Annotated in this window: 22 protein-coding genes; 10 read left to right on the top strand and 12 right to left on the bottom strand. The window is 70.0% G+C overall.

Annotated elements, in window-relative coordinates:
- Positions 1-84 precede the first annotated feature (84 nt).
- On the top strand, positions 85-999 hold the full coding sequence (locus AB0K15_RS30565; protein WP_364057993.1) for a DJ-1/PfpI family protein: 915 nt from the start codon (positions 85-87) through the stop codon (positions 997-999).
- A 70-nt stretch (positions 1,000-1,069) separates the two neighbouring features.
- Here AB0K15_RS30565 and AB0K15_RS30560 read toward each other — a convergent pair whose 3' ends face one another.
- The 3 genes from AB0K15_RS30560 to AB0K15_RS30550 all read right to left on the bottom strand — a co-directional run bounded on the left by AB0K15_RS30560 (position 1,070) and on the right by AB0K15_RS30550 (position 6,618).
- Positions 1,070-1,816, bottom strand: coding sequence for an SDR family oxidoreductase (locus AB0K15_RS30560; protein ID WP_364057990.1), 747 nt, complete (start codon positions 1,814-1,816; stop codon positions 1,070-1,072).
- A 108-nt stretch (positions 1,817-1,924) separates the two neighbouring features.
- Positions 1,925-2,809 carry a LysR family transcriptional regulator gene (locus tag AB0K15_RS30555; RefSeq protein WP_364057987.1) on the bottom strand — a complete coding sequence of 295 codons (885 nt, stop codon included), beginning with the start codon at positions 2,807-2,809 and terminating at the stop codon, positions 1,925-1,927.
- Between the two features lie 719 nt (positions 2,810-3,528).
- Entirely contained in the window at positions 3,529-6,618 is a 3,090-nt protein-coding gene (locus AB0K15_RS30550; RefSeq protein ID WP_364057985.1) for a BTAD domain-containing putative transcriptional regulator, read from the bottom strand.
- A 447-nt stretch (positions 6,619-7,065) separates the two neighbouring features.
- Between AB0K15_RS30550 and AB0K15_RS30545 the strand changes: the two genes are divergently transcribed.
- The 3 genes from AB0K15_RS30545 to AB0K15_RS30535 all read left to right on the top strand — a co-directional run bounded on the left by AB0K15_RS30545 (position 7,066) and on the right by AB0K15_RS30535 (position 9,298).
- Complete coding sequence (locus AB0K15_RS30545; protein ID WP_364057982.1) at positions 7,066-7,686, top strand: hypothetical protein; 621 nt, start codon at positions 7,066-7,068, stop codon at positions 7,684-7,686.
- A 71-nt stretch (positions 7,687-7,757) separates the two neighbouring features.
- Positions 7,758-8,315, top strand: a complete 558-nt coding sequence (locus AB0K15_RS30540; RefSeq protein ID WP_364057979.1) for a hypothetical protein — start codon at positions 7,758-7,760, stop codon at positions 8,313-8,315.
- Positions 8,312-9,298, top strand: coding sequence for a hypothetical protein (locus AB0K15_RS30535; protein WP_364057976.1), 987 nt, complete (start codon positions 8,312-8,314; stop codon positions 9,296-9,298). Before AB0K15_RS30540 ends, AB0K15_RS30535 begins: the two co-directional genes overlap by 4 nt.
- A 10-nt stretch (positions 9,299-9,308) precedes the next feature.
- Here the strand turns inward: AB0K15_RS30535 and AB0K15_RS30530 are convergent, their stop codons facing one another.
- From AB0K15_RS30530 to AB0K15_RS30520, 3 genes are read right to left on the bottom strand one after another with little or no spacing between them, the layout of a single operon-like run.
- Positions 9,309-9,713 (bottom strand): VOC family protein, encoded by a 405-nt coding sequence (locus tag AB0K15_RS30530; RefSeq protein WP_364057973.1) that lies wholly within the window; start codon positions 9,711-9,713, stop codon positions 9,309-9,311.
- A gap of 9 nt (positions 9,714-9,722) precedes the next feature.
- Positions 9,723-10,172: a helix-turn-helix transcriptional regulator gene (locus AB0K15_RS30525; protein ID WP_364057970.1), complete on the bottom strand. Its 450-nt coding sequence runs from the start codon at positions 10,170-10,172 to the stop codon at positions 9,723-9,725.
- A gap of 19 nt (positions 10,173-10,191) precedes the next feature.
- Positions 10,192-10,713 (bottom strand): N-acetyltransferase family protein, encoded by a 522-nt coding sequence (locus AB0K15_RS30520; RefSeq protein WP_364057967.1) that lies wholly within the window; start codon positions 10,711-10,713, stop codon positions 10,192-10,194.
- Between the two features lie 43 nt (positions 10,714-10,756).
- Here AB0K15_RS30520 and AB0K15_RS30515 point away from each other — a divergent pair, with 43 nt between their 5' ends.
- Together AB0K15_RS30515 and AB0K15_RS30510 are read left to right on the top strand one after the other, a co-directional pair.
- On the top strand, positions 10,757-11,311 hold the full coding sequence (locus AB0K15_RS30515) for an XRE family transcriptional regulator (RefSeq protein WP_364057964.1): 555 nt from the start codon (positions 10,757-10,759) through the stop codon (positions 11,309-11,311).
- A 40-nt stretch (positions 11,312-11,351) separates the two neighbouring features.
- A complete protein-coding gene (locus tag AB0K15_RS30510; RefSeq protein WP_364057961.1) occupies positions 11,352-11,969 on the top strand; it encodes a hypothetical protein in 618 nt (205 codons plus the stop codon).
- Between the two features lie 180 nt (positions 11,970-12,149).
- Here the strand turns inward: AB0K15_RS30510 and AB0K15_RS30505 are convergent, their stop codons facing one another.
- The 4 genes from AB0K15_RS30505 to AB0K15_RS30490 form a co-directional block, all read right to left on the bottom strand.
- Entirely contained in the window at positions 12,150-13,139 is a 990-nt protein-coding gene (locus tag AB0K15_RS30505) for an LLM class F420-dependent oxidoreductase (RefSeq protein ID WP_364057958.1), read from the bottom strand.
- Positions 13,140-13,193: 54 nt separating this feature from the next.
- On the bottom strand, positions 13,194-14,780 hold the full coding sequence (gene ligD / locus AB0K15_RS30500; protein WP_364057955.1) for a non-homologous end-joining DNA ligase: 1,587 nt from the start codon (positions 14,778-14,780) through the stop codon (positions 13,194-13,196).
- Positions 14,781-14,817: 37 nt separating this feature from the next.
- The gene (gene ctaD / locus AB0K15_RS30495; protein WP_364057952.1) at positions 14,818-16,569 is read right to left on the bottom strand and encodes a cytochrome c oxidase subunit I; all 1,752 of its coding nucleotides are present in this window, start codon (positions 16,567-16,569) and stop codon (positions 14,818-14,820) included.
- 90 nt (positions 16,570-16,659) lie between these two features.
- Positions 16,660-17,184 carry a MarR family winged helix-turn-helix transcriptional regulator gene (locus AB0K15_RS30490; protein WP_364057949.1) on the bottom strand — a complete coding sequence of 175 codons (525 nt, stop codon included), beginning with the start codon at positions 17,182-17,184 and terminating at the stop codon, positions 16,660-16,662.
- Between the two features lie 84 nt (positions 17,185-17,268).
- On the opposite strand from AB0K15_RS30490, the gene AB0K15_RS30485 reads away from it, so the two are divergent.
- Both AB0K15_RS30485 and AB0K15_RS30480 read left to right on the top strand, forming a co-directional pair.
- Positions 17,269-17,910 carry an NAD(P)H-dependent oxidoreductase gene (locus tag AB0K15_RS30485; RefSeq protein WP_364057946.1) on the top strand — a complete coding sequence of 214 codons (642 nt, stop codon included), beginning with the start codon at positions 17,269-17,271 and terminating at the stop codon, positions 17,908-17,910.
- 152 nt (positions 17,911-18,062) lie between these two features.
- Positions 18,063-18,539, top strand: coding sequence for an MEKHLA domain-containing protein (locus tag AB0K15_RS30480; protein ID WP_364057943.1), 477 nt, complete (start codon positions 18,063-18,065; stop codon positions 18,537-18,539).
- Positions 18,540-18,931: 392 nt separating this feature from the next.
- On the opposite strand, the gene AB0K15_RS30475 is transcribed toward AB0K15_RS30480, so the two are convergent.
- The gene (locus AB0K15_RS30475; RefSeq protein ID WP_364057940.1) at positions 18,932-19,462 is read right to left on the bottom strand and encodes a GNAT family N-acetyltransferase; all 531 of its coding nucleotides are present in this window, start codon (positions 19,460-19,462) and stop codon (positions 18,932-18,934) included.
- Positions 19,463-19,598: 136 nt separating this feature from the next.
- Here AB0K15_RS30475 and AB0K15_RS30470 point away from each other — a divergent pair, with 136 nt between their 5' ends.
- Entirely contained in the window at positions 19,599-20,195 is a 597-nt protein-coding gene (locus tag AB0K15_RS30470) for a hypothetical protein (RefSeq protein WP_364057937.1), read from the top strand.
- Positions 20,196-20,214: 19 nt separating this feature from the next.
- Complete coding sequence (locus tag AB0K15_RS30465) at positions 20,215-20,571, top strand: arsenate reductase family protein (protein WP_364058202.1); 357 nt, start codon at positions 20,215-20,217, stop codon at positions 20,569-20,571.
- A gap of 199 nt (positions 20,572-20,770) precedes the next feature.
- Here AB0K15_RS30465 and AB0K15_RS30460 read toward each other — a convergent pair whose 3' ends face one another.
- Positions 20,771-21,472: a TetR family transcriptional regulator gene (locus AB0K15_RS30460; RefSeq protein ID WP_364057934.1), complete on the bottom strand. Its 702-nt coding sequence runs from the start codon at positions 21,470-21,472 to the stop codon at positions 20,771-20,773.
- Between the last annotated feature and the right edge of the window lie 33 nt (positions 21,473-21,505).

The following is a 21,505-nucleotide window of genomic DNA, read 5'->3' as shown; positions in this document are numbered from 1 at the left end:
CGAGGGCAGCACCCTTACCCGAGGTCCCCCGGACCTGCGCTGATGCCGCCGGTCCGGGGGACGCCCGCGGGTAGCGTCGCGCTCATGACGAGGGTGGTGTTCCTGCTCGCACCTCAGGCGTACCTGCTGGACATCGCGGGCGCGGCCGACGTGTTCCTCGCCGCGCGCTCGCTGGGCCTGCCCTACGAGCTGGCCTACTTCGCCGAGGAAGCCGACGTGCCCACCGCCGAGGGACTGCCGGTGCGCGCCTCGACCCACGCTCCCGTTCTCGGCCGCGACGACATCCTCGTGGTCCCGGGCGGCGCCGGCTTCACCCCGGGCGTCGCGCCCGCCATGCCGCGCGGGCTCGACCTGCTGCGACTCCACCACTCGGCGGGTGGCCTCGTCGCGAGCGTCTGCGCGGGCACCGTCGCCCTGGCCGAGGCGGGCCTGCTCGACGGCCGCCGCTGCACCACCCACCACGACCTCCAGGACGACCTCGCCCTGCGCTACCCGGCCACCACCGTGGTCCGCGACGTGCTCTACGTCGTCGACGGCCGCGTCGCCTCGTCCGCCGGCATGGCCAGCGGCATCGACCTGGCGCTGCACCTCGTCGCCACCGCCCACGGCCCCGGCGTCGCGGGCCGCATCGCGCGTTCGCTCGTCTTCTACGCGCGCCGCAACGGCCAGCAGCCCGTCACCGGCCTCCTCCGTCACCGCAACCACCTGTCCGATCTGGTGCACCGCGTGCAGGACCTGATCGAAACGCGCTACGCGGAACCCCTGCGGCTTTCGTCCCTGGCGCGGGAACTGGGCTGCAGCGAACGGACGGTCACGCGGCATTTCCTCGACGCCGTGGGCATGACTCCGTTGCGCTATCAGCAAACGCTGCGGCTGGAACACGCCGAGCACCTGCTGGCCGACGGATCGAGCATCGAGGCGGCGGCCCGTAGCGCGGGCTTCGCGGATTCGCGGTCACTGCGGTCGCTGCGGAAGTCGAAAGAACTGCAGCACCAGTAGGTCTCGTCCCCGGTGGATCGAGGGGAGTGCCGGCGCTCGGTCAGCGCCGGCTCACCCACCCGAGAGTTCGTTACACCGCAACCCGTCCGCCGTCCACCGGCAGCACCGCGCCGTGGATGAAGCTCGCGCCACCGGTCACCAGGAACACGATCGCCGCCGCGATCTCGTCCGGGCCGGCGGGACGGCCGGCGGGGGCGAGCGACGCCAGCTGGTCCAGGCTTTCGCCCATCACGGCCGTGCCTTCGGTGCGCGTCGGGCCGGGGCTGACGGCGTTCACGCGCACGCCGCGCGGGCCGAATTCCGCGGACCACGACTTCGTCAGCAGCTCGAGCGCCGCCTTGCTGGAGCCGTAGAGGCCCATGCCCGCGGCGCCGAACTCGGCGACCATGGTCGACACGTTCACGATCGACCCCGCACCGCGCGTGGCCATCGCCGGCGCGAGGGCCGCGACAAGGAAGTACGGCGCTTTCACGTTCAGCGAGTACACCGCGTCGAAGTCCTGCTCCGACGTGTCCTCGGTGGGGCCGAAGGGAAACACGCCGGCGCTGTTCACCAGCACGTCCACGCGTCCCGTCACCGCGAGGGCGCGCGAAGCGAGGTCTTGCGCCGAAGCCGCGTCGGCCAGGTCGGAGGCCAGGAACGCGGCCTGCCCGCCCTCGGCGACGATCTCCTTCACCACCTGCTCACCACGGCCGGCGTCGCGACCGCTCACCAGCACGTGGGCGCCCAGCTTCGCCAGCGCCACCGCCGTCGCGCGCCCGATGCCGCTCGTCGCGCCCGTGATCAGAGCCGTGGTTCCCGACAGTTCTGCCGTCATTTCAGTCACTTCTCCCGAGTCCGGCCGCGCCGTGGTGCGCAGCCGCCTCGTTCAAGCGAAACGGGCCGACCAGCCTTCCGACCTGGCGATTCGCCTCGCTTATGACCCCTATAAGACGTCCAGTGCCGCCACCAGATACCCGAGGTCACGCCGATGCGACGACGCCGGCCACACCGCCCACGTCCGTCTCACGAGCGGGGATCCCAGCAGCGGACACCACGCCAGGTGCTCGGGCACGGGCTGCGTCCAGTTCGGCGGCGCGAGCGTGAACGCGCCACCCGCGCTCACGGCGGCGAACTTGAGCTCGGAGATCAGCGAGTGCCCGGCCGTCGGATCGGGGCCGATGTCGAGCCCGTGCGACCGGAAGATCGCGGTCACCTCGTCGTACCACGCCGGGCTGCCCTCCCGCGCGAACCCGATCCACTCCAGCCCGACCAGCGCGTCGAGCCGGATCCCGTCGGACCCGCCCAGCTTGTCGGCCTGCTCCTTCGACAGCAGCACACCCAGCTTCTCCTCCAGCACCGGCATCGCGTCGAGCTCCGGCCCCACCGGCCGCTCGCGCACGAGGCCCAGCTCGAGCTCGCCCTTCTGCAACAGCTCGAACTGCCCGGTCGTCGACGCGTGCACCACCTGCACCCTCGTGCCCGGAAGCGCCCCGGCCAGATCCGCCAGCGCCCGCGATATCAAATCCGGCGGCAACTCCAACGGAATCCCGACACGCAACAAACTCCCCGACGCATGCCGCGTCACCGCCGCCACCGCCTGGTCATGCCGCGCCAGCACCGCGCGCGCCTCACCCGCCAACGTCACCCCCGCCTCGGTGGGCTGCACCCCAGCGTTGCTCCGGACCAGCAACTGCACCCCCAACTGCCGCTCCAGCGCCTGCACCGTCTGCGACACCGCCGGCTGGCTCACGTGCAACCGCCGCGCCGCCGCCGACAGCCCACCCTCCTCGACGACGGCGACGAACGCCCGCATCTCCCGAATCTCCATGGTGGCCATCGCACCATGGCCGTCTATGGGGGTTGGCCGGAGAGTCTTGGCGCCCGGGGCCCGTTTGGGGGCGCTTGATGGCTTAGCTCTCCTCGGCCCCCTGGCGACCATCTGCCCAACGGTCACCTCCCCACCGCCACGCAACCCGACCACCCACCGGACGCACCGGGACGGCGGCCACCCATCTGCCCATTGGCCACCGATCGGCAGACGCGACTCTCAACCCGACCACCCTCCGGACGCACCGATCCAACGGCCAGCCATCTGCCCAATGGTCACCGATCGGCAGACACGACTCTCAACCCAACCCCCCAACAAAGCCGTCGGTTTCTCCGGCTAACCTTCCCCCGGCCGGCCCCCGTAGAACCATTGAGCGCAGCGGGGGCTAGCCATCTGCATCTTCTTTGATCTTTAATCTTTAAAAGATCAAAAGACAAAAACATGACCCAGGAATGACTCCCCGAAGTTTCAATTGTCACGACGGCTCGGGGTAGCTTGTCAAGGCGGGAAAGAGTACCTTGACAAGCTACCCCGAGCCGTGTGGGTTCACCTTCGTCGGGGGCCGGCCGGGGAAGGGTCGGGGGGGTGTGGTTGAGGAGATCTTGAGTTGGGTGCACCCGCCGTCTGTTGGGGAGATGGGTTTGGCCGGCGGACGGTGGGTGGCTGGTCGTGCGTGGGGGCTTATTGCATATCGGGGGGTGACCGGTGTGCCTGGGGTATTACTCGAGAACCGAGAAGGTCATTGCCGCCAGTTCCTCCATGTTCATCGGTGCCGCATCATTGTCCACTGTGATCAGTTGGCCCAGTCGTACGGCATCGGGTGAGCTGTGGTCTAATCCGCCGCTCAGTTCGTGTGCCGTCTTCAGTAGATGTGCTGCGTCCTTTGCTCGGTTGGTGCGAAGAGCGTGATCCGCGATGCCCGCAACCACTTGCGACAAATACATCGCGTCGCCCGTTGTGGTGGTCAGGTCGAAAGCGGTTCGGCGCTGGGTTGCTGCTGCGGGGAGGTTGCCGTTGTCTGCGGCCACGAATGCGCGGGACTGGGCCATCATTGCTCGGAACACGGGATGTAGCGGGAGGTGCTGAACCAGGGCCTCGGCCTGATCGAAGAATCGCATCGCGGCAGCGGAGTCGCCGCGCCAGCGGGCCAGGTCGCCCTTGGCGTGGGCGAGGCCGGCGAGGGCATCGGGGGAGACCGCGGCGGCGGCGTCGCGGTCGGCGGACGCGAGGGCGGCTGCGGCGGAGGCAGGGTCGCCCATCAGCCAGAGGAGGTGGGCTTGGCGGCCCCAGATGTGGAGGACGTCGTCGAGTGTGCCGATTTCCGTGAGGACGTCGATGGCTTCGGCGTAGTGGTCGACGGCTCGGTGGAGTTCGCCGTTGCGGGCGATGATTTCGGCGAGGCTGCTCAGGGCGAGGGAGCGGCCCCAGCGTTCGCCGGTGAGGCGGAACAGACGCACGGATTCTTCGAGGTCGGTTTGGGTGGAGGCGCGGCCGTGGCTGGTGTTGAACTGCAGGCGGGCGCGAGTGAGGCGGGCGTGGGCGCGGAGCCAGGGATCCTCGTCGGCCAGGAGGGTGTCCAAAGTGTCCAGACGTGGGGGTGCGTCGGTGGGGGTGCTGGACAACAGCTGTTCGAGCGGGACCATGAAGCGGAGTGCGGGGTGGGCGCGGGGGCCGCCTTCCGTCAGTTCCAAGGCGGTGTGGATCCTGGACTCGGCGGAATGGTCGTCGGCCAAACCGGCCGTGGAGAAGAGGACGCAGAGGGCGTTGGCGGAGGCACGGTCCTCGTTGTCCACCTTGCCGGGGACGGCGAGGGCGGCGACGGTCAGTTCCATGCCTTCGGCGCGGTGGCCGCGGAGGAGCCAGTACCAGCCGGAGGCGACGACGAGGCGGATCGCCGTCGCCGCGTCGCCCGCCGTGATGGCGGAGCGGACGGCGGCCGTGAGGTTGCCGTGGTCGGCGGTGAGGCGGGCGAGCCATTCGAGCTGTTCGGCGCGGCGCAGGTGGGGGTCGGCAGCTTCGGCGAGCTGGGCGAACCAGGTGGCGTGGGCGCGTCGCAGCAAGTCGCGTTCGTCGGCTTCGGTGAGGCGTTCGAGGGCGTAGGCCTTGATGGTTTCGAGCATGGTGTAGCGCGGTTCGGGGGTGTCGGAGACGACGAGGAGCGACTTGTCGACAAGGGCGGTGAGCAGGTCGGGAGCGTCCTCGGTGCCGCAGACCGCGGCGGCGGCTTCGGAGGTGGCGCCGCCGGAGAAGACGGCGAGGCGGCGGAGCAGGGTGCGCTCGGCGTCGGACAGGAGTTCCCAGCTCCAGTCGACGACGGCGCGCAGGGTGCGGTGCCGGGGCAGCGCGGTGCGGCTGCCGGCGGTCAGGAGGCGGAAGCGGTCGTCGAGGCGGGCGGCCAGCTGGGCGACGGTGAGGGAGCGCAGGCGCGCGGCGGCCAGTTCGACGGCCAGGGGCATGCCGTCGAGGGCCCGGCAGATGCGGGTGACGGCATCGACGGTGGAGGCGTCCACCTCGAAGCCCGGGCGCACCGCTGCGGCGCGGTCCGCGAGGAGGCGCACGGAAGCGCAGGTCATGGCTTCGGCGGCGCTCGCGTCCTGCGGTGGCAAGGCCAGCGGTTCCACCGGCCACAGCGCTTCCCCCGTGACGGCGAGCGGTTCGCGGCTCGTGGCGACGATGCGCAGGCGCGGGCATTCGCCGAGGAGACGTTCGGCCAGTTCGGCGGCGGCGTCGACGACGTGTTCGCAGTTGTCCAGCACCAGCAGGGCTTCGCGGCCGCGCAGGGCGCCGACGGCCCGGTCGATCGGCGAGCCGCCGGTGGCCAGGCCGAGCTGCCCCTGTTCTCGCAGACCGAGGGTGGTGAGCACGGTCTGGGTGACGTCGGCGCCGTCGGTGATCGGGGCGAGTTCGACGAGCCAGACGTCACCCGGCGTGCGGTCGAGCAGCGTGCGGGCGGTTTCGGTGGCCAGGCGCGTTTTGCCGGCGCCGCCCGGTCCCGTGAGCGTCGTCAGGCGGTATTCGGCGACGAGCTTGGCGACCTGGGCGACGTCGGCGTCGCGGCCGACGAAGCTCGTGAGGCCGGCGCGCAGGTTGTTGCGCGGCTCCTCGTGACTGTCCACAGGGGAGTCACGCAGGATTGCCGTGTGCAGGGCGGAAAGCTGTGCCGACGGGTCCGTGCCGAGCTCCTCGGCGAGGGCCTTGCGGAGGCGTTCGTAGACGGTCAGCGCATCGGCGGGCCGCCCGGCTGCGCACAGGGCGCGCATGAGGGCTGCGGCGAGGCGTTCGCGCAACGGGTGTTCCGCCAGGAGGGTGGCGAGCTCCGCGGCCAGTTCCTCGCCGCCGCCTGACCGCACCGCTGCCTCGGCGTGGTCCTCCGCCGCGCCCAGCCGCAGCTCGGTGAGCCGCGCGAGCGGGGCGTGGAAATAAGCGCCGTCGGCTTGAACGGGACCCCGCCACAGAGCCAGTGCCTCCCGCAGCTGCGTGACGGCCTCCGCATCGCCCGCGTGCCGCGCCTTCGCGACGAGCTCCTCGAACCGCGTCGCGTCCACGCTCGCCGAAAGCCGGTACCCCGCCGACGTCGACTCCAGCGTCACCCCGGCCTTGCGCAGCCGCGAAACGAGCGCCTGCAACGCGTTGGCCGTCGCCGGCGGGTGCTCGCCCCACACCGCGTCGATCAGCCGGGCCGCCGAAACCTCCCGGCCGGGCTCCAGCGCCAGCGCGCTCAGCAGCGCCCGCAGCCGCGCACCCGCGACCTCGACGAGCGCGCCGTCGTCCGTCCGGACCTCCAGGGGGCCCAGCAAGCTGATCCGCACCGCTCGATTCTGCCCGCTCCGCGCCCGCGCCACCTCGGGGAGATCCCCGGAGTTCGATCGGGTGTTGGGCCTTGCCGCGCAGACTCGCTCGGAATCACTCGGATGGCGGTGATCGGGTGTCGATTCGCGGGTTGTGCAGCTGATTCGGTTGTTGAGAACTCGCCCAACAGTCCCGATTTGTCCGCTCGACGGCAGTCTTGACCAGAGTTGTCCACATCCACCTCGAGTTGTGGATAACTCCGCCCTCCGACTGGGTGGACCACGGGTTTTGCCGGGGGTGGCCTATATGCTGGACAAGGGCACGCTCCCCCGGAGAGGGCGGGGGTCTGCCTGGCGGCGGAGGGGCCCCTGGGCGCAAAGTTCGGCGGCTGGGTGCGGCGCCAGGCTCGTCGAGAATTACGCTCGCGATGTGGGTAACTTACGTTTTGTGAGATTTCGAGGACGAGGATGAGTTACCCGCCGCAGCCGGGTGGGCCGTATCCGCAGCAGCAGCCGTACCCGCAACAGCAGCAGCCCTACCCCCAGCAGCCGTACCCGCAACAGCAGCAGCCCTACCCCCAGCAGCCGTACCCGCAACAGCAGCGGGCCCAACCGGGCTACCCGCCACCCGGCTACCCGCCACCACCACAGAAACCGAAGAAGCGGAACCTCCTCTGGCTCTGGATCACCCTCGGCGTCGTCGTGGTGCTGGCGGCCGGCGTCGCGATCACGGGTTTCGTCGCGCCCGGGTTCTTCCTGAACAAGAACCACCCCGTCGGCGCCGCGAGCACCCTGCTTGAGCCGCAGTTCATGAACGAGCTGCTCGGCAAGCTCAACGCCCACGACCTCGCCGGAGCCGCCGCCTATGTGTGCGAGTCGGCGGACGAGAGTCCGGCCTCGCTGGTGAACGGGCATTTCGCGGACCCGAACGTGGGCAATTACCGCGTCCGGGAGGTCGAGCCGCTGCACGAGATCACGCAGTTCGTGGACGTCAACTCCGACTATCCCGGAAACCCGTTGCCGTACCGCGCCACGTTCGTGCTGCGCAAGGGGCCCGACGGCGGGTTCTGTCTCTTCGGCGTCATCTGACCGGCGGCGACACTCCACGGCAAGCCGCGTCGTTCCCGGAGGTTGGCGCGGTTCGTACCTACAGTGGCCGGGTGACTACGCCAGCGCAGCACAAGCGCGAGCAGGCGACGGCACGCGTCGCCCGGGTGCAGGAATCCATGCGGGCGCGGCTGGGTGCCCTGCCGGAAGCCGGGGACGAGCGGACGCGTGCGCTCGACAGCCTGGTCGACGCGGCGGAGGACCTGCTGCGCACGGAGCACGAGGTGGAGATCGCGACCGAGCAGGTGCGCGCGGCGAAGCTCGAGGCGCGGCGCGCCGGCGCGCAGCGGCTGTCGCTGTACCTGGCGGCGGCGCCCGTCGCGGTGGGGATGGTCGTCGGCGCGCTGATGCTGTTCGGCGGCATCAGCGCGGTGTGGGTCCTGTTCGCGCTGCCGCTGCTCGGCGCCGGGCTGCGGATCGCGCTCGGGTCGCTCGGGCCGACGCCCCTGATGGTCGACCGGCGCCTGCGCGCCGCGTACACGGGGGCGGCCGCGGCGGGGCTCACGGCCGCGGCGCTGCTGGTCCCGGGCGCCGTGCGGACGATCCTGGTGGTGCTCGCCGCGGTCGCGACCGTGGTCACCGTCGTGTTCCTGGTGCAGGAGGTCCGATGACCTACTCCGAGTACTACCCCGACACCGAGTACTACCCCGAAGGCGAGGAGGAAACGGGCAGCGAGTTCGACGCGCTGTCCGACACCGTCGACGGCATGCAGGAAACCGTCGTCGACCTCGAGTCGCGCACCGGGCGCGAGCTGACCGAGCTGCGCGAGACGTTCGAGTCCTTCTCCGATGCCCAAGCCCGCCACGAGTCCCGCCTCGACCTGGCCACGCGCCAGCTCGAACGGCTGCGCCAGCGCCTGCAGCTGCTCGAACGCGCGGTGCGCGTCTCGGAGAAGGTGCCGGTGGTGGACCTCGACGACGTCGGGCCCGCGTTGCGCAAGCTCGCCGCCGACGCCGAACGTCGCCACGCGCTGGCCGCGCAGCTGATGACGGCCAACCAGCGCCGTCCGTACGAAGAGGACATCGCGCGGCTGCCGCAGGCGCGCGAAGCGTTGGCAGAGAGCGAAAACGCGCTCATCAACGTGCTCGCCATCCTCGCCACCACCCAGCCCGGCGACGAGAACCGCGGCAGCGCGCCGGCACGACTGTCCGAAGTGGTCGCCCGTCGCCGCGGTGTCCTCGACCGTCAGCTGCCCGCCGCCCTCAAGGACGCCGAGGCCGCGCAGCAGGTGCTGACCGCCGACGACGTCACGCGCACCCGCGTGCTGCCCCAGATCGAGAAGTCCGAACGCGACTGGGAAGAGCTGCACTCCAAGCTGCGCGAGCGCATCACCGACGCGATCGGCTCCAGCGCGCTGTTGCCCGTGTGGTTCACGCACGCGTTCGGCGTGGCCCCGCCGTCCGGGGCGGCGGGGGACCGGTGGATCCGCGCGGCGACGTCGGCGCTGGCCTACCGCGTGACCCACGGCGTGACCGACCAGGCGCTGCCGCTGGGCGAGCCCCCGGCCGACGACACCGACTGGACCCAGCCGCAGTGGTCCTGGCGCGCCCGGCTCGAGCAGGACATCGAGGACCTCGACATCAGCGGGGACTGACGGCGGCTGCTTACGCCTGCGCGATCCGCACCAGGTTCCCCGCCGGGTCGCGCACGGCGGCGTCGCGCACGCCCCAGAACTGGTCGGTCGGCTCCTGCAGCACCTCGGCCCCGGGCGCGGCGGCGACCTTGGCGAACGTCTCGTCGAGGTTGTCGGTGCGCAGGTTGATCGTGCCGAGCTCACCCTTCGCGAGCAGCTCGGCCACGGTGTCGCCGTCGGCCTTGGAGCGGCCGGCGTGCGGCTGCGACAGCACGATCTCGATGTCGGGCTGGGTTTCGGTGGTGAGGGTGACCCAGCGGAAGCCGTCGTTGGCGACCTCGTTGCGCACCTTGAACCCCAGCGTGTCTCTGTAGAACGCGACGGCCGCGTCGGGATCGTCGACGGTCACGTGCACGGCGGCGATGGAAACAGTCATGCCGTGAGGTTATGCGGGCGCGCCGACGGACGCTTCTCCAAAACTGCTCTGCCGTGGCGCGCCGCCGGTCTTGCGCGGGCGCGACGCCACCATCGTCTGGCACGGCGGCACCGCGGCGACGTGCTCGTGGTCGCGCGCGCGGTAGGCCGAGGGCGTGTCGCCGACGAGCTCGGTGAACCGCGCCGAAAACGACCCCAGGCTCGTACACCCGACGGCGAAGCACGCTTCGGTGACGGTGAGACCGTTGCGCAGCAGGGTCTTGGCGCGTTCGATGCGGCGAGTCATGAGGTAGGAGTATGGGGTCTCGGAGTACGCCTCGCGGAAGCGGCGGCTGAAATGCGCCGTCGACATCAGCGCCGTGCGGGCGAGCGCGGGCACGTCGAGGGGTTCGGCGTACTCGCGGTCCATCCGGTCACGGGCCCGGCGCAGTCTGCGCAGCTCGTCGAGGTCGGCGCTCATGGGCTCCATTCTGCACTGCTCAGCGTGGTTCCTCCGGCGGTTCGTTCGAATCGGGCACGAGTGAGCGCTGCGCCCACGCCACGTCCCGCCACGCTCCGTGTTTCCACCCGATGCGCCGGTACGTGCCCACGGGCTCGAACCCCAGTGCCCGGTGCAGGCCTTCGCTGGGCTCGTTCGGCAGAGTCATCCCCGCGACGGCCGTCCGGAACCCGCGCTCGGCGAGACGGGCGAAGAGTGCTTCGTACAGCGCGCGGCCCCCACCCGTGCGTCGCCGCCCCAGCTCCAGGTACACGCTCACCTCACACGACCAGCGGTAGGCGGCGCGCTCCTTGAACGGCCCGCCGTACGCGTACCCGGCCACGTGCCCGTCGATCTCCAGCACCAGCCACGCGTGCGTCTTCGCGGCGCGCCTGATGCGCTCCGCCATCTCCGCGCCCGTCGGCGGCTCCGTCTCGAAGGTGATCGTCGTGTCGCGCACGTACGGTGCGTAGATCTCCGCGCACGCTTCGGCGTCGCGCTCGTCGGCGTCTCGGATCAGCATGGTTCACTATAGTAGCGGACTTTGGCTGTTATAGTGTCACCTTGTGACGGACCCCCTGTCAGCCTCCCTGGCCGCGACCTTGCGCGACGCCCGCCTCGCCCACGACCTCTCCGCCGGCACTCTGGCCGAACGCTCGGGCGTCTCGCGCGCCATGATCGGCAAGATCGAACGCGGTGAGGCCCAGCCCACGGCCGTGCTGCTCAGCCGGCTCGCGTCCGCGCTGGGCCTGACCCTGTCGGAACTCGTCGCGCGCGCCGAGGCGGGTTCCGACCGTCGCCTGATGCGGGCCGCGGATCAACCGACGTGGACCGACCCGGTCACCGGGTACGTGCGCCGCGCCGTCTCACCACCGGGTTCCACGGAACTCGTCGAGGTCTCCCTGCCGGCCGGGGCGTCGGTGGGTTTTCCGGCGGATTCGTACGCGTTCGCGGACCACCAGATCTGGGTCTTGTCGGGCCACCTCCGCTTCGTCGAGGGCGCCACCGTGCACGAACTCGACGCGGGGGACTGCTTGCAGCTGGGCCGCCCCGCGCCGTGCACCTATGTCAACCCGACCCCCGATGCTTGCCGGTACCTGGTCGTGCTGACGAAACGCTGAGCCCCTCTTTACCGATATGGTCTGCGTTCTGGGGGGACACATGACCAACACACTGACCCGAGGCCGCATCGGCGCGGGCGAAGCCCTGGCCGCCGCCGGCCTGCTTTCCGGCGCCTTCGCGGCGTTCGCGTACTACAACGAAGGCCTCCGCCTTCTCGCGCACGCCTTCGTGCTGTGGATCGTGCTGGTGGTCGCCGTCTCCGCCGGTCGCGGTCCGCGCCGTGCGTACGTCCGCACCGTCGCCGCCCTGCTGCCGGCCGTGGTGGCGTTCTACGTCGGCAAGAAAGTCATGTACGGTCTGAAATACCCGGGCATGCCGTACTCGATCGACACCCAGACCGTGGTGCTGTGGTGCTTCCTGGCCGTCCTCGCCGGAACCCTCGGCCTGGCCTTCCGCTTCGTCGGCGCCCCGACCCGCGCCGGCACCCTCGCGACGGCCGCCGCCGTGGGCCTCCTCCTCGCGGACGCCGCCCGCGAATGGCTCCACCGCGGTTCGGCGGCCCTCGCGGTGGCGACTCTGCTCGCTCTTGGCGTGGTGCTGGGTCTGGGGGTGCGTTCCCTGCGGCAGCTGGGGTTTGTGGCTTTGTGGGTGGTGCCGTTCGCCTTGGCTGCCGCGGTGTTGGTGGCTGTGCCCGACCTTCTCGAGTCGCTGGTCTGACTTCTGCGATCCTCGCGAGCTCTGCCACGCGGATCATCCGAAAACATCAACGGACTGCCGCGTCAAGATTTCCCCAGGGCACTGATCTCGCCGCCGGTACCCCACAAGCATGATCCCGAAGCCCGTCCACAAAAAAACCGGCCGGCACCCCGATGGGCACCGGCCGGTGAAACGAAAAGCTCAGCTGAGCTCCGGGACCACCTTCGACGTGAACAGCTCGACGCCCGACCGGTCGTACGCGGCTTCGAGGAAGTTGGCGATGGTGTAGGTCATGCCGAGACCTTCGAGTTCCTTCAGGCGCTCGACGATCTGCTCCGGGGTCCCCACGAGGGGCCCGTTGTGGTAGCTGGCGACGGTGGACTCCAGGACGTCCGCGGGCAGGTGCGGCTCGTAGTGCGAGCGGACCCACGCCAGGCGGTCCTGCACCTCCTTCTCGGTCTCGCCGATCACGACGTTGTAGTTGGCCGAGCGGACGATCTTGCCGAAGTCCGTGCCGACGTCCTTGCAGTGTGCTTCGAGTACCGACGACTTGTGCTTGAAGCCCTCGACGTCGCCGGCGAAGTTGGTGTACTGGGCGTACTTCGCGGCCGTGCGAAGGGTCTTCTTCTCGCCGCCGCCGGCGATCCAGAGCGGGATTCCGCCGTCCTGAAGGGGAAGCGGGCGGGAGATCGCGCCGTCGACCTGGTAGTGCTTGCCGTTCAGCGTGGCTTTGCCCTCGGTCCACAGCTGGCGCATGATCTGCACGCCCTCGTCGAGCATGGCGAGGCGGTCACCGGCGCTGGGGAAGCCGTAGCCGTACGCGAGCCACTCGTGCTCGTACCAGCCGGCGCCGATGCCCATCTCCACGCGGCCGCCGGAGATCACGTCGATCGTGGCCGCGACCTTCGCGAGGTACGCCGGGTTGCGGTACCCCATGCAGGTGCACATCTGGCCGAGCCGCACGCGCGAAGTCGCGGCGCCGTAAGCCGCCATCAGGCTCCACGCCTCGTGCGTGGCTTCCACGTCGCTCGGGACGGGAACGGTGTGGAAGTGGTCGAAGACCCAAATGGACTCATAGGGGCCCTCGTCGGCGAACCGCGCGAGGCCGAGCATGGTGTCCCAGTGGTCGGCCGGGTCGATACCGACGAGGTCGTGACGCCAGCCCTGGGGAACGAACAATCCGAATCGCATGGCCCCGACCCTAGGCCTGGAGCGCACTCCAGGTGCAGCTGAACCGGTGATAATTCACAGTTTCGGCAGCTTCTGCTCCACACCCAGCAACGCCGAGAACGGATCACCGACGGTCTCGACTCGGTCGAGGACTGTCCGAATCGTCCAGTGATCGGGAGTGAGATCCGGATCGTCGAGCTCCTCCCACCGCAGCGGCACCGAAACCGGCGCGCCCGGCCGGGGGCGGACGCTGTAGGGCGCGACGAGCGTCTTGTTCAGCACGTTCTGCGTGTAGTCCAGCCGCGCCTTGCCCCCGCGGCGGTCCTTGTGCCACGCCCAGCTCACGAGGTCGGGCAGCGTCCGCCCGATCGTCTTCGACACGGTCTCGGCCCACTTGCGCGTTTCCGCATACGTGTAGCGCGGTTCCACGGGCACCCACACCTGGATCCCGCGCTGTCCCGTGACCTTCGGCAGCCCGATCAGCCCGAGGTGCTCCAAAGCCGTGCGGTGCAGGCGGGCCAGCGCGAGCACGTCGTCGAACGAGGTCTCCGGGCCGGGGTCGATGTCGAACAGCGTCCACGTCGGGTGCTCGACGTCCTCGATCCGCGACGTCCACGCGTGCAGCTCGAGCGCGCCGAAGTTCGCCAGCCACGCCAGGTCGGCGACGCCTTCGGGCACGAGGTACTGCTGCACGTCGTCGGGGTCGGCTTCCTCGTAGTGCCAGCGGTGCAGCCACTTCGGCGCGTGGTCGGGCACTTCCTTGTGCCAGAAGCCGGGTTTCTCGATGCCGCCGGGGAACCGGTGCGTGTTGAGCGCGCGGTTCACGAGGTAGGGCAGCATCGTCGGGCCGATGCGCGTGTAGTACCGGATGAGGTCGCGTTTGGTGATGGGGTCTTCGCCGTCGCGGCCGGGGACCAGCACCTTGTCGAGGTTGGTCAGCGCCAGCTTCTGCCCCGCGACGGCCCAGCTGCCGCGCGCGTCCAGCTCGTCGAGGGCGTTCAGCTCCGCGGGAGACGCGGGGGTGAACTCGGGCGTGAGCCGCACCTCCGCCTCGGCCGCGGGCAGGTCGCCGCGCCAGAGGGCCGGGGGCGCGGCCTTGATCTCGTCGTTGGTCAGGCCGCTCTTCACCGACTTCGGGTGATCCTCGGCGTCCCAGCCGGCGGTGGCGTGGTCGTCCTGCTTGTGCAGCAGCAGCCACTGCTTCCCGTCGCCGTCGCGGCTGGGGTGGATCAGCACGAAGCGGCCGGCGAGCTTCTCGCCGAACAGGTCGAAGTGCAGGTTGCCGTCGGCGAGCGCCTGCTCCGGGTCGTCGGTGTCGACCGCCTCCCAGGTGCCGCGGTCCCACACGATCACGTCGCCGCCGCCGTACTCGCCGTGCGGGATCACGCCCTCGAAGTCGGCGTACTCGAGCGGGTGGTCCTCCACGTGCACGGCCATGCGCCGCACCTTCGGATCCAGCGTCGGGCCCTTCGGCACGGCCCAGCTGATGAGCACGCCGCCCAGCTCCAGGCGCAGGTCGTAGTGCCGGCGGCGGGCGCGGTGGCGTTGCACGACGAAGCGGTTTCCCGGCGTGGTGGCCGCGTCGCCGCCCGCGGGCTCGGCCGTGCGCTGGAAGTCGCGCATCTCGCGGTACTTCTTGAGCCGCTCCGCCGCAGAGTCCATGGTCCGCCCTCCTCAAGGCAGCGTAGGACACTTTCGGTCAGCGAGCTTGGTCCTCGGGTGGGGTCAGTGCCTCGGACGCCGCCTGGCTCGGCGTCGCGCGGTGGCGGCCGCTGCGGCGCACGTGGCCCTCGTCGCGCAGGCGCTCGATCATGTGCGGGTAGTGCAGCTCGAACGCCGGCCGTTCGGAGCGGATGCGGGGCAGCTCGAGGAAGTTGTGGCGCGGTGGCGGGCACGTCGTCGCCCACTCCAGCGAATTGCCGTAGCCCCACGGATCGTCGGTCTCGACGCGTTCGCCGAAGCGGTAGGTCTTGACCACGTTCCAGATGAACGGCAGCACCGACGCCCCCAGGATGAACGACCCGATCGTGGAGATCGTCTGCATGAGGGTGAACCCGTCGGTGGGCAGGTAGTCGGCGTAGCGGCGGGGCATGCCGGCGTCGCCGAGCCAGTGCTGGATGAGGAACGTGATGTGGAAGCCGATGAACGTCGTCCAGAAATGCCACTTGGCCAGCGGTTCGTCGAGCACGCGGCCGGTGATCTTGGGGAACCAGAAGTAGATGCCGGCGAACGTGGCGAACACGATGGTGCCGAACAGCACGTAGTGGAAGTGTGCGACGACGAAGTAGCTGTCGTGCACGTGGAAATCGAGCGCGGGCGCGGCCAGGATGACGCCGGTGAGCCCGCCGAGCAGGAACGTGACGAGGAACCCGATCGACCACAGCATCGGCGATTCGAACGTCAGCTGTCCCTTCCACATCGTGCCGATCCAGTTGAAGAACTTGATCCCGGTGGGCACGGCGATGAGGAACGTCATGAACGAGAAGAACGGCAGCAGCACGGCGCCGGTCGCGAACATGTGGTGCGCCCAGACGGTGGCGCTCAGGCCGGTGATGGCGATCGTCGCGAACACCATCGTCCGGTAGCCGAAGAGCGGTTTCCGGCTGAAGACGGGGATGATCTCCGTGACGATGCCGAAGTACGGCAGCGCGACGATGTAGACCTCCGGGTGCCCGAAGAACCAGAACAGGTGCTGCCACAGGATGGCGCCGCCGTTGGCCGGGTCGAAGACGTGCGCGCCGATGTGTCTGTCGGCGAGCAGCCCGAACAGCGCGGCCGTGAGGATCGGGAACGCGAGCAGGATCAGCACGCCGGTGAGCAGGATGTTCCAGGTGAAGATGGGCATCCGCCACATCGTCATGCCGGGGCAGCGCAACGTGACGATCGTCGTCACCATGTTCACCGCGCCCAGAATCGTGCCGAGCCCCGAGACGATCAGCCCGGTGATCCACAGGTCACCGCCGATGCCCGGCGAGTGGATGGCGTCGGACAGCGGTGTGTACGCGGTCCAGCCGAAGTCGGGTGGGCCGCCGGGCGTGAGATAGCTGCTGATCACGATCAGGCCGCCGAACAGGTACAGCCAGTAGGAGAACGCGTTCAGCCGCGGGAACGCCACGTCGGGCGACCCGATCTGCAGCGGCACGATGAAGTTGGCGAAACCGAAGAGGTTCGGGGTCGCGTAGAGCAGCAGCATGATCGTGCCGTGCATGGTGAACAGCTGGTTGTACTGCTCCGGTGACAGGAACTGCATGCCGGGCTGGGCGAGCTCCGTGCGCATCAGCAGCGCGGTGAGGCCGCCGATGAGGAAGAACGCGAACGACGTCGAGAGGTAGAGGACACCGATCGTCTTGTGGTCCGTCGTGCGGGCGATCTTCAGGATCTGCCCGCCCTTCGGCCCCCGCCACGCCGGCCGCAGCGGAACCGGAACGGGCCTGGTCACGGTGTCGGCCATCGATCCTCCCCTCAGGGCGTACCCATTGTGGGCGCGGTCAGGAGGATGGGGCGGGGCCGGTTTTTCAACGCGCTTTCGGTGCGCGGTGCGCTACCTCTGCAGCGGCCTGTCGTCGTCCGCAACGCAGGCCTGCACGCGGGTGCGGACGGAGTCGTCGGCGGCGACGCAGGCTTCGGCCTCCGTGGTGGCGGTGGCCTGCTGGAGGAGGCTGTAGAGCTGCTCGCGCTGCTCGACGCTCAGGGCGCAGAGCACCTCGTCTTCCACGGCGGCCATCGCGAATTCGGCCTTGGCGAGCTTCTTCGCGCCGACGTCGGTGAGCTCCACCACGTGCCGGCGGCGGTCTTCGGGGGAGCGGCGGCGTTCGATGAGGTTGTCGGCCTCGAGGTCGTTGAGCAGGCCTACGAGGTTGGTGCTGTCGATGCCGAGCGTGGCGGCCAGGGCCTGCTGGGTGCTGCTGCCGTGGTCGCGCAGCACGGTGAGCGTGAGCAGGTGGCGGGGGCGCAGGTTCATGGGCGTCAGCACCGATTCCGCCCGCGTGCGCACGCGGCGCGAGAGGTGGTCGAGCAGGGCGCCGCACCGGTGGGGCGGCTGGTTGACGACCGGGAGCGAGGCCATGCGTCCAGTATACGAGAACTCACGAGTCGTCCGTGTGCTATAAATGGTTTGCCCTACACAAACGATCTATGGACGGCGAACGAGATGCCTCATCTTCTCCACATCGACTCCAGCATCAACGGCGACCGCTCGGTCAGCCGAGCGCTCAGCGCCCGCGCTGCCGCCGCGTGGCGGGCCGCCCACCCCGACGGCACCGTCACCTACCGCGACCTGGGCGCCAACCCGATCCCGCACCTCGACGCCGCGTCCGGTCTGGCCCGCGTCGTGCCTGCCGAGCAGCGCACGCCGGAGCAGAACGAGTCGTGGAAGCTCACCGAGGAGCTCGTCGGCGAGGTCATCGAGGCGTCCACGGTGCTGCTCGGCCTGCCCCTGTACAACTACGGCGCCCCGAGCGTCGTGAAGGCCTGGGTCGACCACCTGATCGCGCCCGGCCTCGCCTTCGACCCGGCCACGGGCACCGGCCTGCTCGACGGCCGCGAGTTCCTCGTCCTCGCCTCCCGCGGCGGTGGCTACGGCGAAGGCACCCCGCGCTTCGGCTGGGACCACGCCGAGTCCTGGCTCCCGCACGGCCTGGCGATCACCGGCATCGAGCCGCGGTTCATCGCCGCGGAGCTGACCCTCGCGGACACCAACCCGGCGATGGCCGACCTGCGCGGCCTGGCGGCCGAGAGCATGACGGCGGCCGAGCGCGAGATCGACGAGCTCTGGACCCCGGTCAACGCGTAGCCCGCCGGGCTTTCCGGCTGGACGACTCGCCACGGTCCCGAGGGGGAGGCCGTGGCGAGTTTTCTCTTCGGCCGGGAGTCCATAGTGGACCCGGGGGTGAAGTCGATCACCCGCACCGCGAGGGATCATGGCGGCGGGCGTAACTTGAGGCCATGTCGCTTGGCGCCGGGTTGCCGGACTCCGGGTCGTCGCCGCTTGATGCCGCCTTCGCCCGGCTTCTCGTGGACAGCTACCGCCGCGTGGTCGGCACACCCCTGATCGGCGCCACGCTGGACGCCGCCCGCCACCTCTACGCGGAGGCCCCCTTCGGCCTCCTGGCCCACGACACCGCCGACGACCCCCGCTTCACCTATGCCAACCTTGTCGCCCAGCACGCGTTCGAACGCGACTGGACCGAGCTCCGCGGCATGCCCTCACGCCTCTCCGCCGAACCGGCCCGCCAAGAAGACCGCGACGCCCTCGTCCACGCCGTCGCCACCCACGGCTTCGTGAGCGGCTACCGCGGCCGGCGCATCGCCAAATCGGGCCGCCGCTTCTGGATCGAAGACGTGACAATGTGGAACCTCATCGACGACACCGGCGTGAAGCACGGACAGGCCGCCATGTTCGCGCGCATCACGGCCGCCTGACCCCCGCTTGTCAGCCCGTCCTGGAGGCTCGCTCGCGGCCACTTTTTCCATGCTGTTCGCCCGGAATTCACCACCGGAGCGCGGTCGTGCGCGCCTGCGGGTTGGCGCGCGGGAACGCCTCCGCACCGCCGAACGGCGCGCGGGAGCGCTCCGGGCCCGTCGGTTGGCGCCTGACGGCGCCGCCGCCGCGGCGCTGGGCTTGCGCGTCGAATCGCTTTGGCACCGCCGAACGGCGCGCGGGAGCGCTCCAGCCCCGTCGGATGGTGCCTGACCGCGGCCCCCGCGGCGCTGGGTCGGCGTGCGGGAACGCTGCCGCCCGTCGGCTTGGCGCAGGCGCGGGTGCACGAGCGCGTTGCCACTCTGTCGAGTGGGCGCGCGGGAGTGCGGCCCTGCTAGATGATGTCGCTGTGGCGGATGCGGTACACCTGCAGCCGCAGGTCGTAGTACTTCGTCGTTTCGCCGACCCACTGCATGCCGAGGCGCTTGGCGGTCGCGATGGCGCGCGTGTTGGAGGGCCGCGCCACGGCGAAGAGCTCCTCGGTGTCCTGCGTGAACGCCCACTCGATCAGCGACCGCGCCGATTCCGTCGCGTAGCCCTGGCCCCAGGCGTCCGGGTGCAGCTGCCAGCTCAGCTCCAGATCCTCCTGGAACGGCGGCAGCAGCCGGATCCCGAGCCCGCCCACGACGGCGCCGTCCGACGTGCGCTCCACGGCCCAGCGCCCGCGCGGCGGGGCCAGGTTCGGCTGGGCTTCCTGCCACGCTTGCAGCACCGAGCGCATCGCGGCGACGTCGGTGACGCGGTCCATCGCGGGCGTCAGCCAGTGGGTGACCTCGTCCGTGCCGTAGATGCGGAACGCGGCTTCGGCGTCGTCGATCGACCAGTCCCGGATCACGAGGCGGTCGGTGGCCAGAGGCATGTCCATGGCTGAACGGTACGCCGAAACGCCCCTCCACCGGCGGGTGATCCGTGGCACCCGCCGTGACTCGCGGGATTTCGTCCTAGTGGCCTCCTGACTCCATCGTCATAGCTTCCTCACAACCTCCTGCCACTCTCACGGCGTGCGTTCATCCATTTCCCTTCTCGTCGCCGGCGCCGCGTTCGTCCTGCTCAGCGCCTGCTCCGGCTCGCCCGCCACCCCGCAGGTCGCCACGCTGGACACCGGCAGCGCCTCCGCAGGTGCCCCCGCCTCGTCGGCCACCACGGCCGACTCCGACGCCGGACGCCCGCAGCTGCGTCTCGACAGCTCGCCCGAGGAGAAACAGTCCTACTGGGACGCCTACGACTCCTGCCTCCGCACCAACGGCCACGCCGTCCTCGATGGACGGCACTCCGGCCCGGTCGGCGGCCCGGGCAGCCCGCCCGCCCTCGACATGAACGACGACAGCCCCCAGTCGAAGAAAGCCGAGGCGGCCTGCAAGGGAAAGCTGCCACTGCAGCCGCCCGAGCTTTCCCCGCGGACCAACCCGAAGTTCAACGACCAGTTCCACGCCATGGTCAAGTGCATGACCGACAAGGGCGCCCACGTGCACGTGGCCCCCGACACCAGCGTCGACGCCGACGGCCTCACCTGGCAGATCGACGACGGGTCGTCCGACACCTACGACAGCCTCGACAAGCTCGCCGACCAGTGCCAGCTGCAGGCGTTCGCGAAGTAGGTCGCGTACGGTGACCCTCGTGGAAATCTGGGTCAACCCGCGTTGCTCGAAGTGCCGCTCGGCCGTGTCGCTCCTCGACGAGGCCGGCGCCACCTACACCGTGCGCCGGTACCTCGAGGACCCGCCGACCCCGGCCGAGCTCGAGGCCGTGCTGGACCGGCTCGGGCTCGACCCGTGGGACATCACGCGCACCGGCGAGAAGGTCGCCACCGAGCTCGGCCTGAAGTCATGGCCGCGCACGCCCGCCGACCGCGCCCGCTGGATCGAAGCACTGGCGGCGAACCCCGTGCTCATCCAGCGCCCGATCGTCACGGCCGACGACGGCACCACAGTCGTCGCTCGTGACGAGGAGACGGTCCGGTCCGTCCTGGGCTGACGCCTCGCCTCGCGTAGGTGGTCTGCTTGTTCCATTCGCCTCCTGGTGTGGTCGTGCTGCTGTTCTCTCGGTGCTGCTGTCTCAGATCTGTCGCGCCGGTGCCGTCGTGTGCCGTGTTCTCTGGTGCTTGTGAAGGTCTGTTCGTTGAGTTCGCCGCGTCGAAGGTGTCTCAAAAGTATCATAAAGCGTCTCAATAATGCTAGCTCTTGAGATGGCGGTACACGGTCGCCCGGGAAACGCCCAGCTCACTGGCGATCTTGGCGGCCGAGAACCCCTGGTCGTGCAGCTTGCGGCACATCACGAGCAGGTTGCCGGTCATCACGGTCGGCCGGCCGCGCCCGGTGTGGGCGCCGGGTTCGTCGAACAGGCGGTGGACGCCGTCGAGTACGGCCGCGCGCAATTGCTCGACCGGGCGGTCGGCGTAGAGGACCACTGGGTCGCTCAGCATGGCGATGGCTTGCGAGGCGCGGATGTCCAGGTTGAGGTCGGCGTCCGGGCCGGCCACGATCCGGTTCGCGCGCAGCATGCTGTCGCGGAAGCGGTCGAACACCGACTGGGACGCGGTCAGCCCCAGGTCACGCAGGTTGAGCCGCAGCAGATCGCGGTGCCGTAGCCAGACGTCGAGCAGGCCTTCGAAGATCGCCTCGCGGGCCGCTTGCCGATCCGCGCCCAGGGCCTCCGCCTCGTTGACGGTGGCTTCCAGGTCGACGAGCATGGGCTCGGCCATCGCGGCCATGATCTCGGCCTTGCCCGGGAAGTGGTAGAGGACCGCGGTCTTGGTGACGCCGACCCGTTCGGCGATCTCCCGCACGGAGGTCGCGTGGTAGCCGTTCGAGGCGAACAGGTCCATGGCGACCTGCAGGATGCGCGCGCGGGTGTCGGGCGGCACGACTTCGTTCATGCGGTCGAATCTACCTCCTTGCCTGACCGGTGG

This window comes from Amycolatopsis sp. NPDC049253, from assembly GCF_040678995.1.
GTDB lineage: Bacteria > Actinomycetota > Actinomycetes > Mycobacteriales > Pseudonocardiaceae > Amycolatopsis.
Note: the sequence above shows the minus strand (reverse complement) of the source record. Positions and strands in the feature narration are given on the sequence as shown.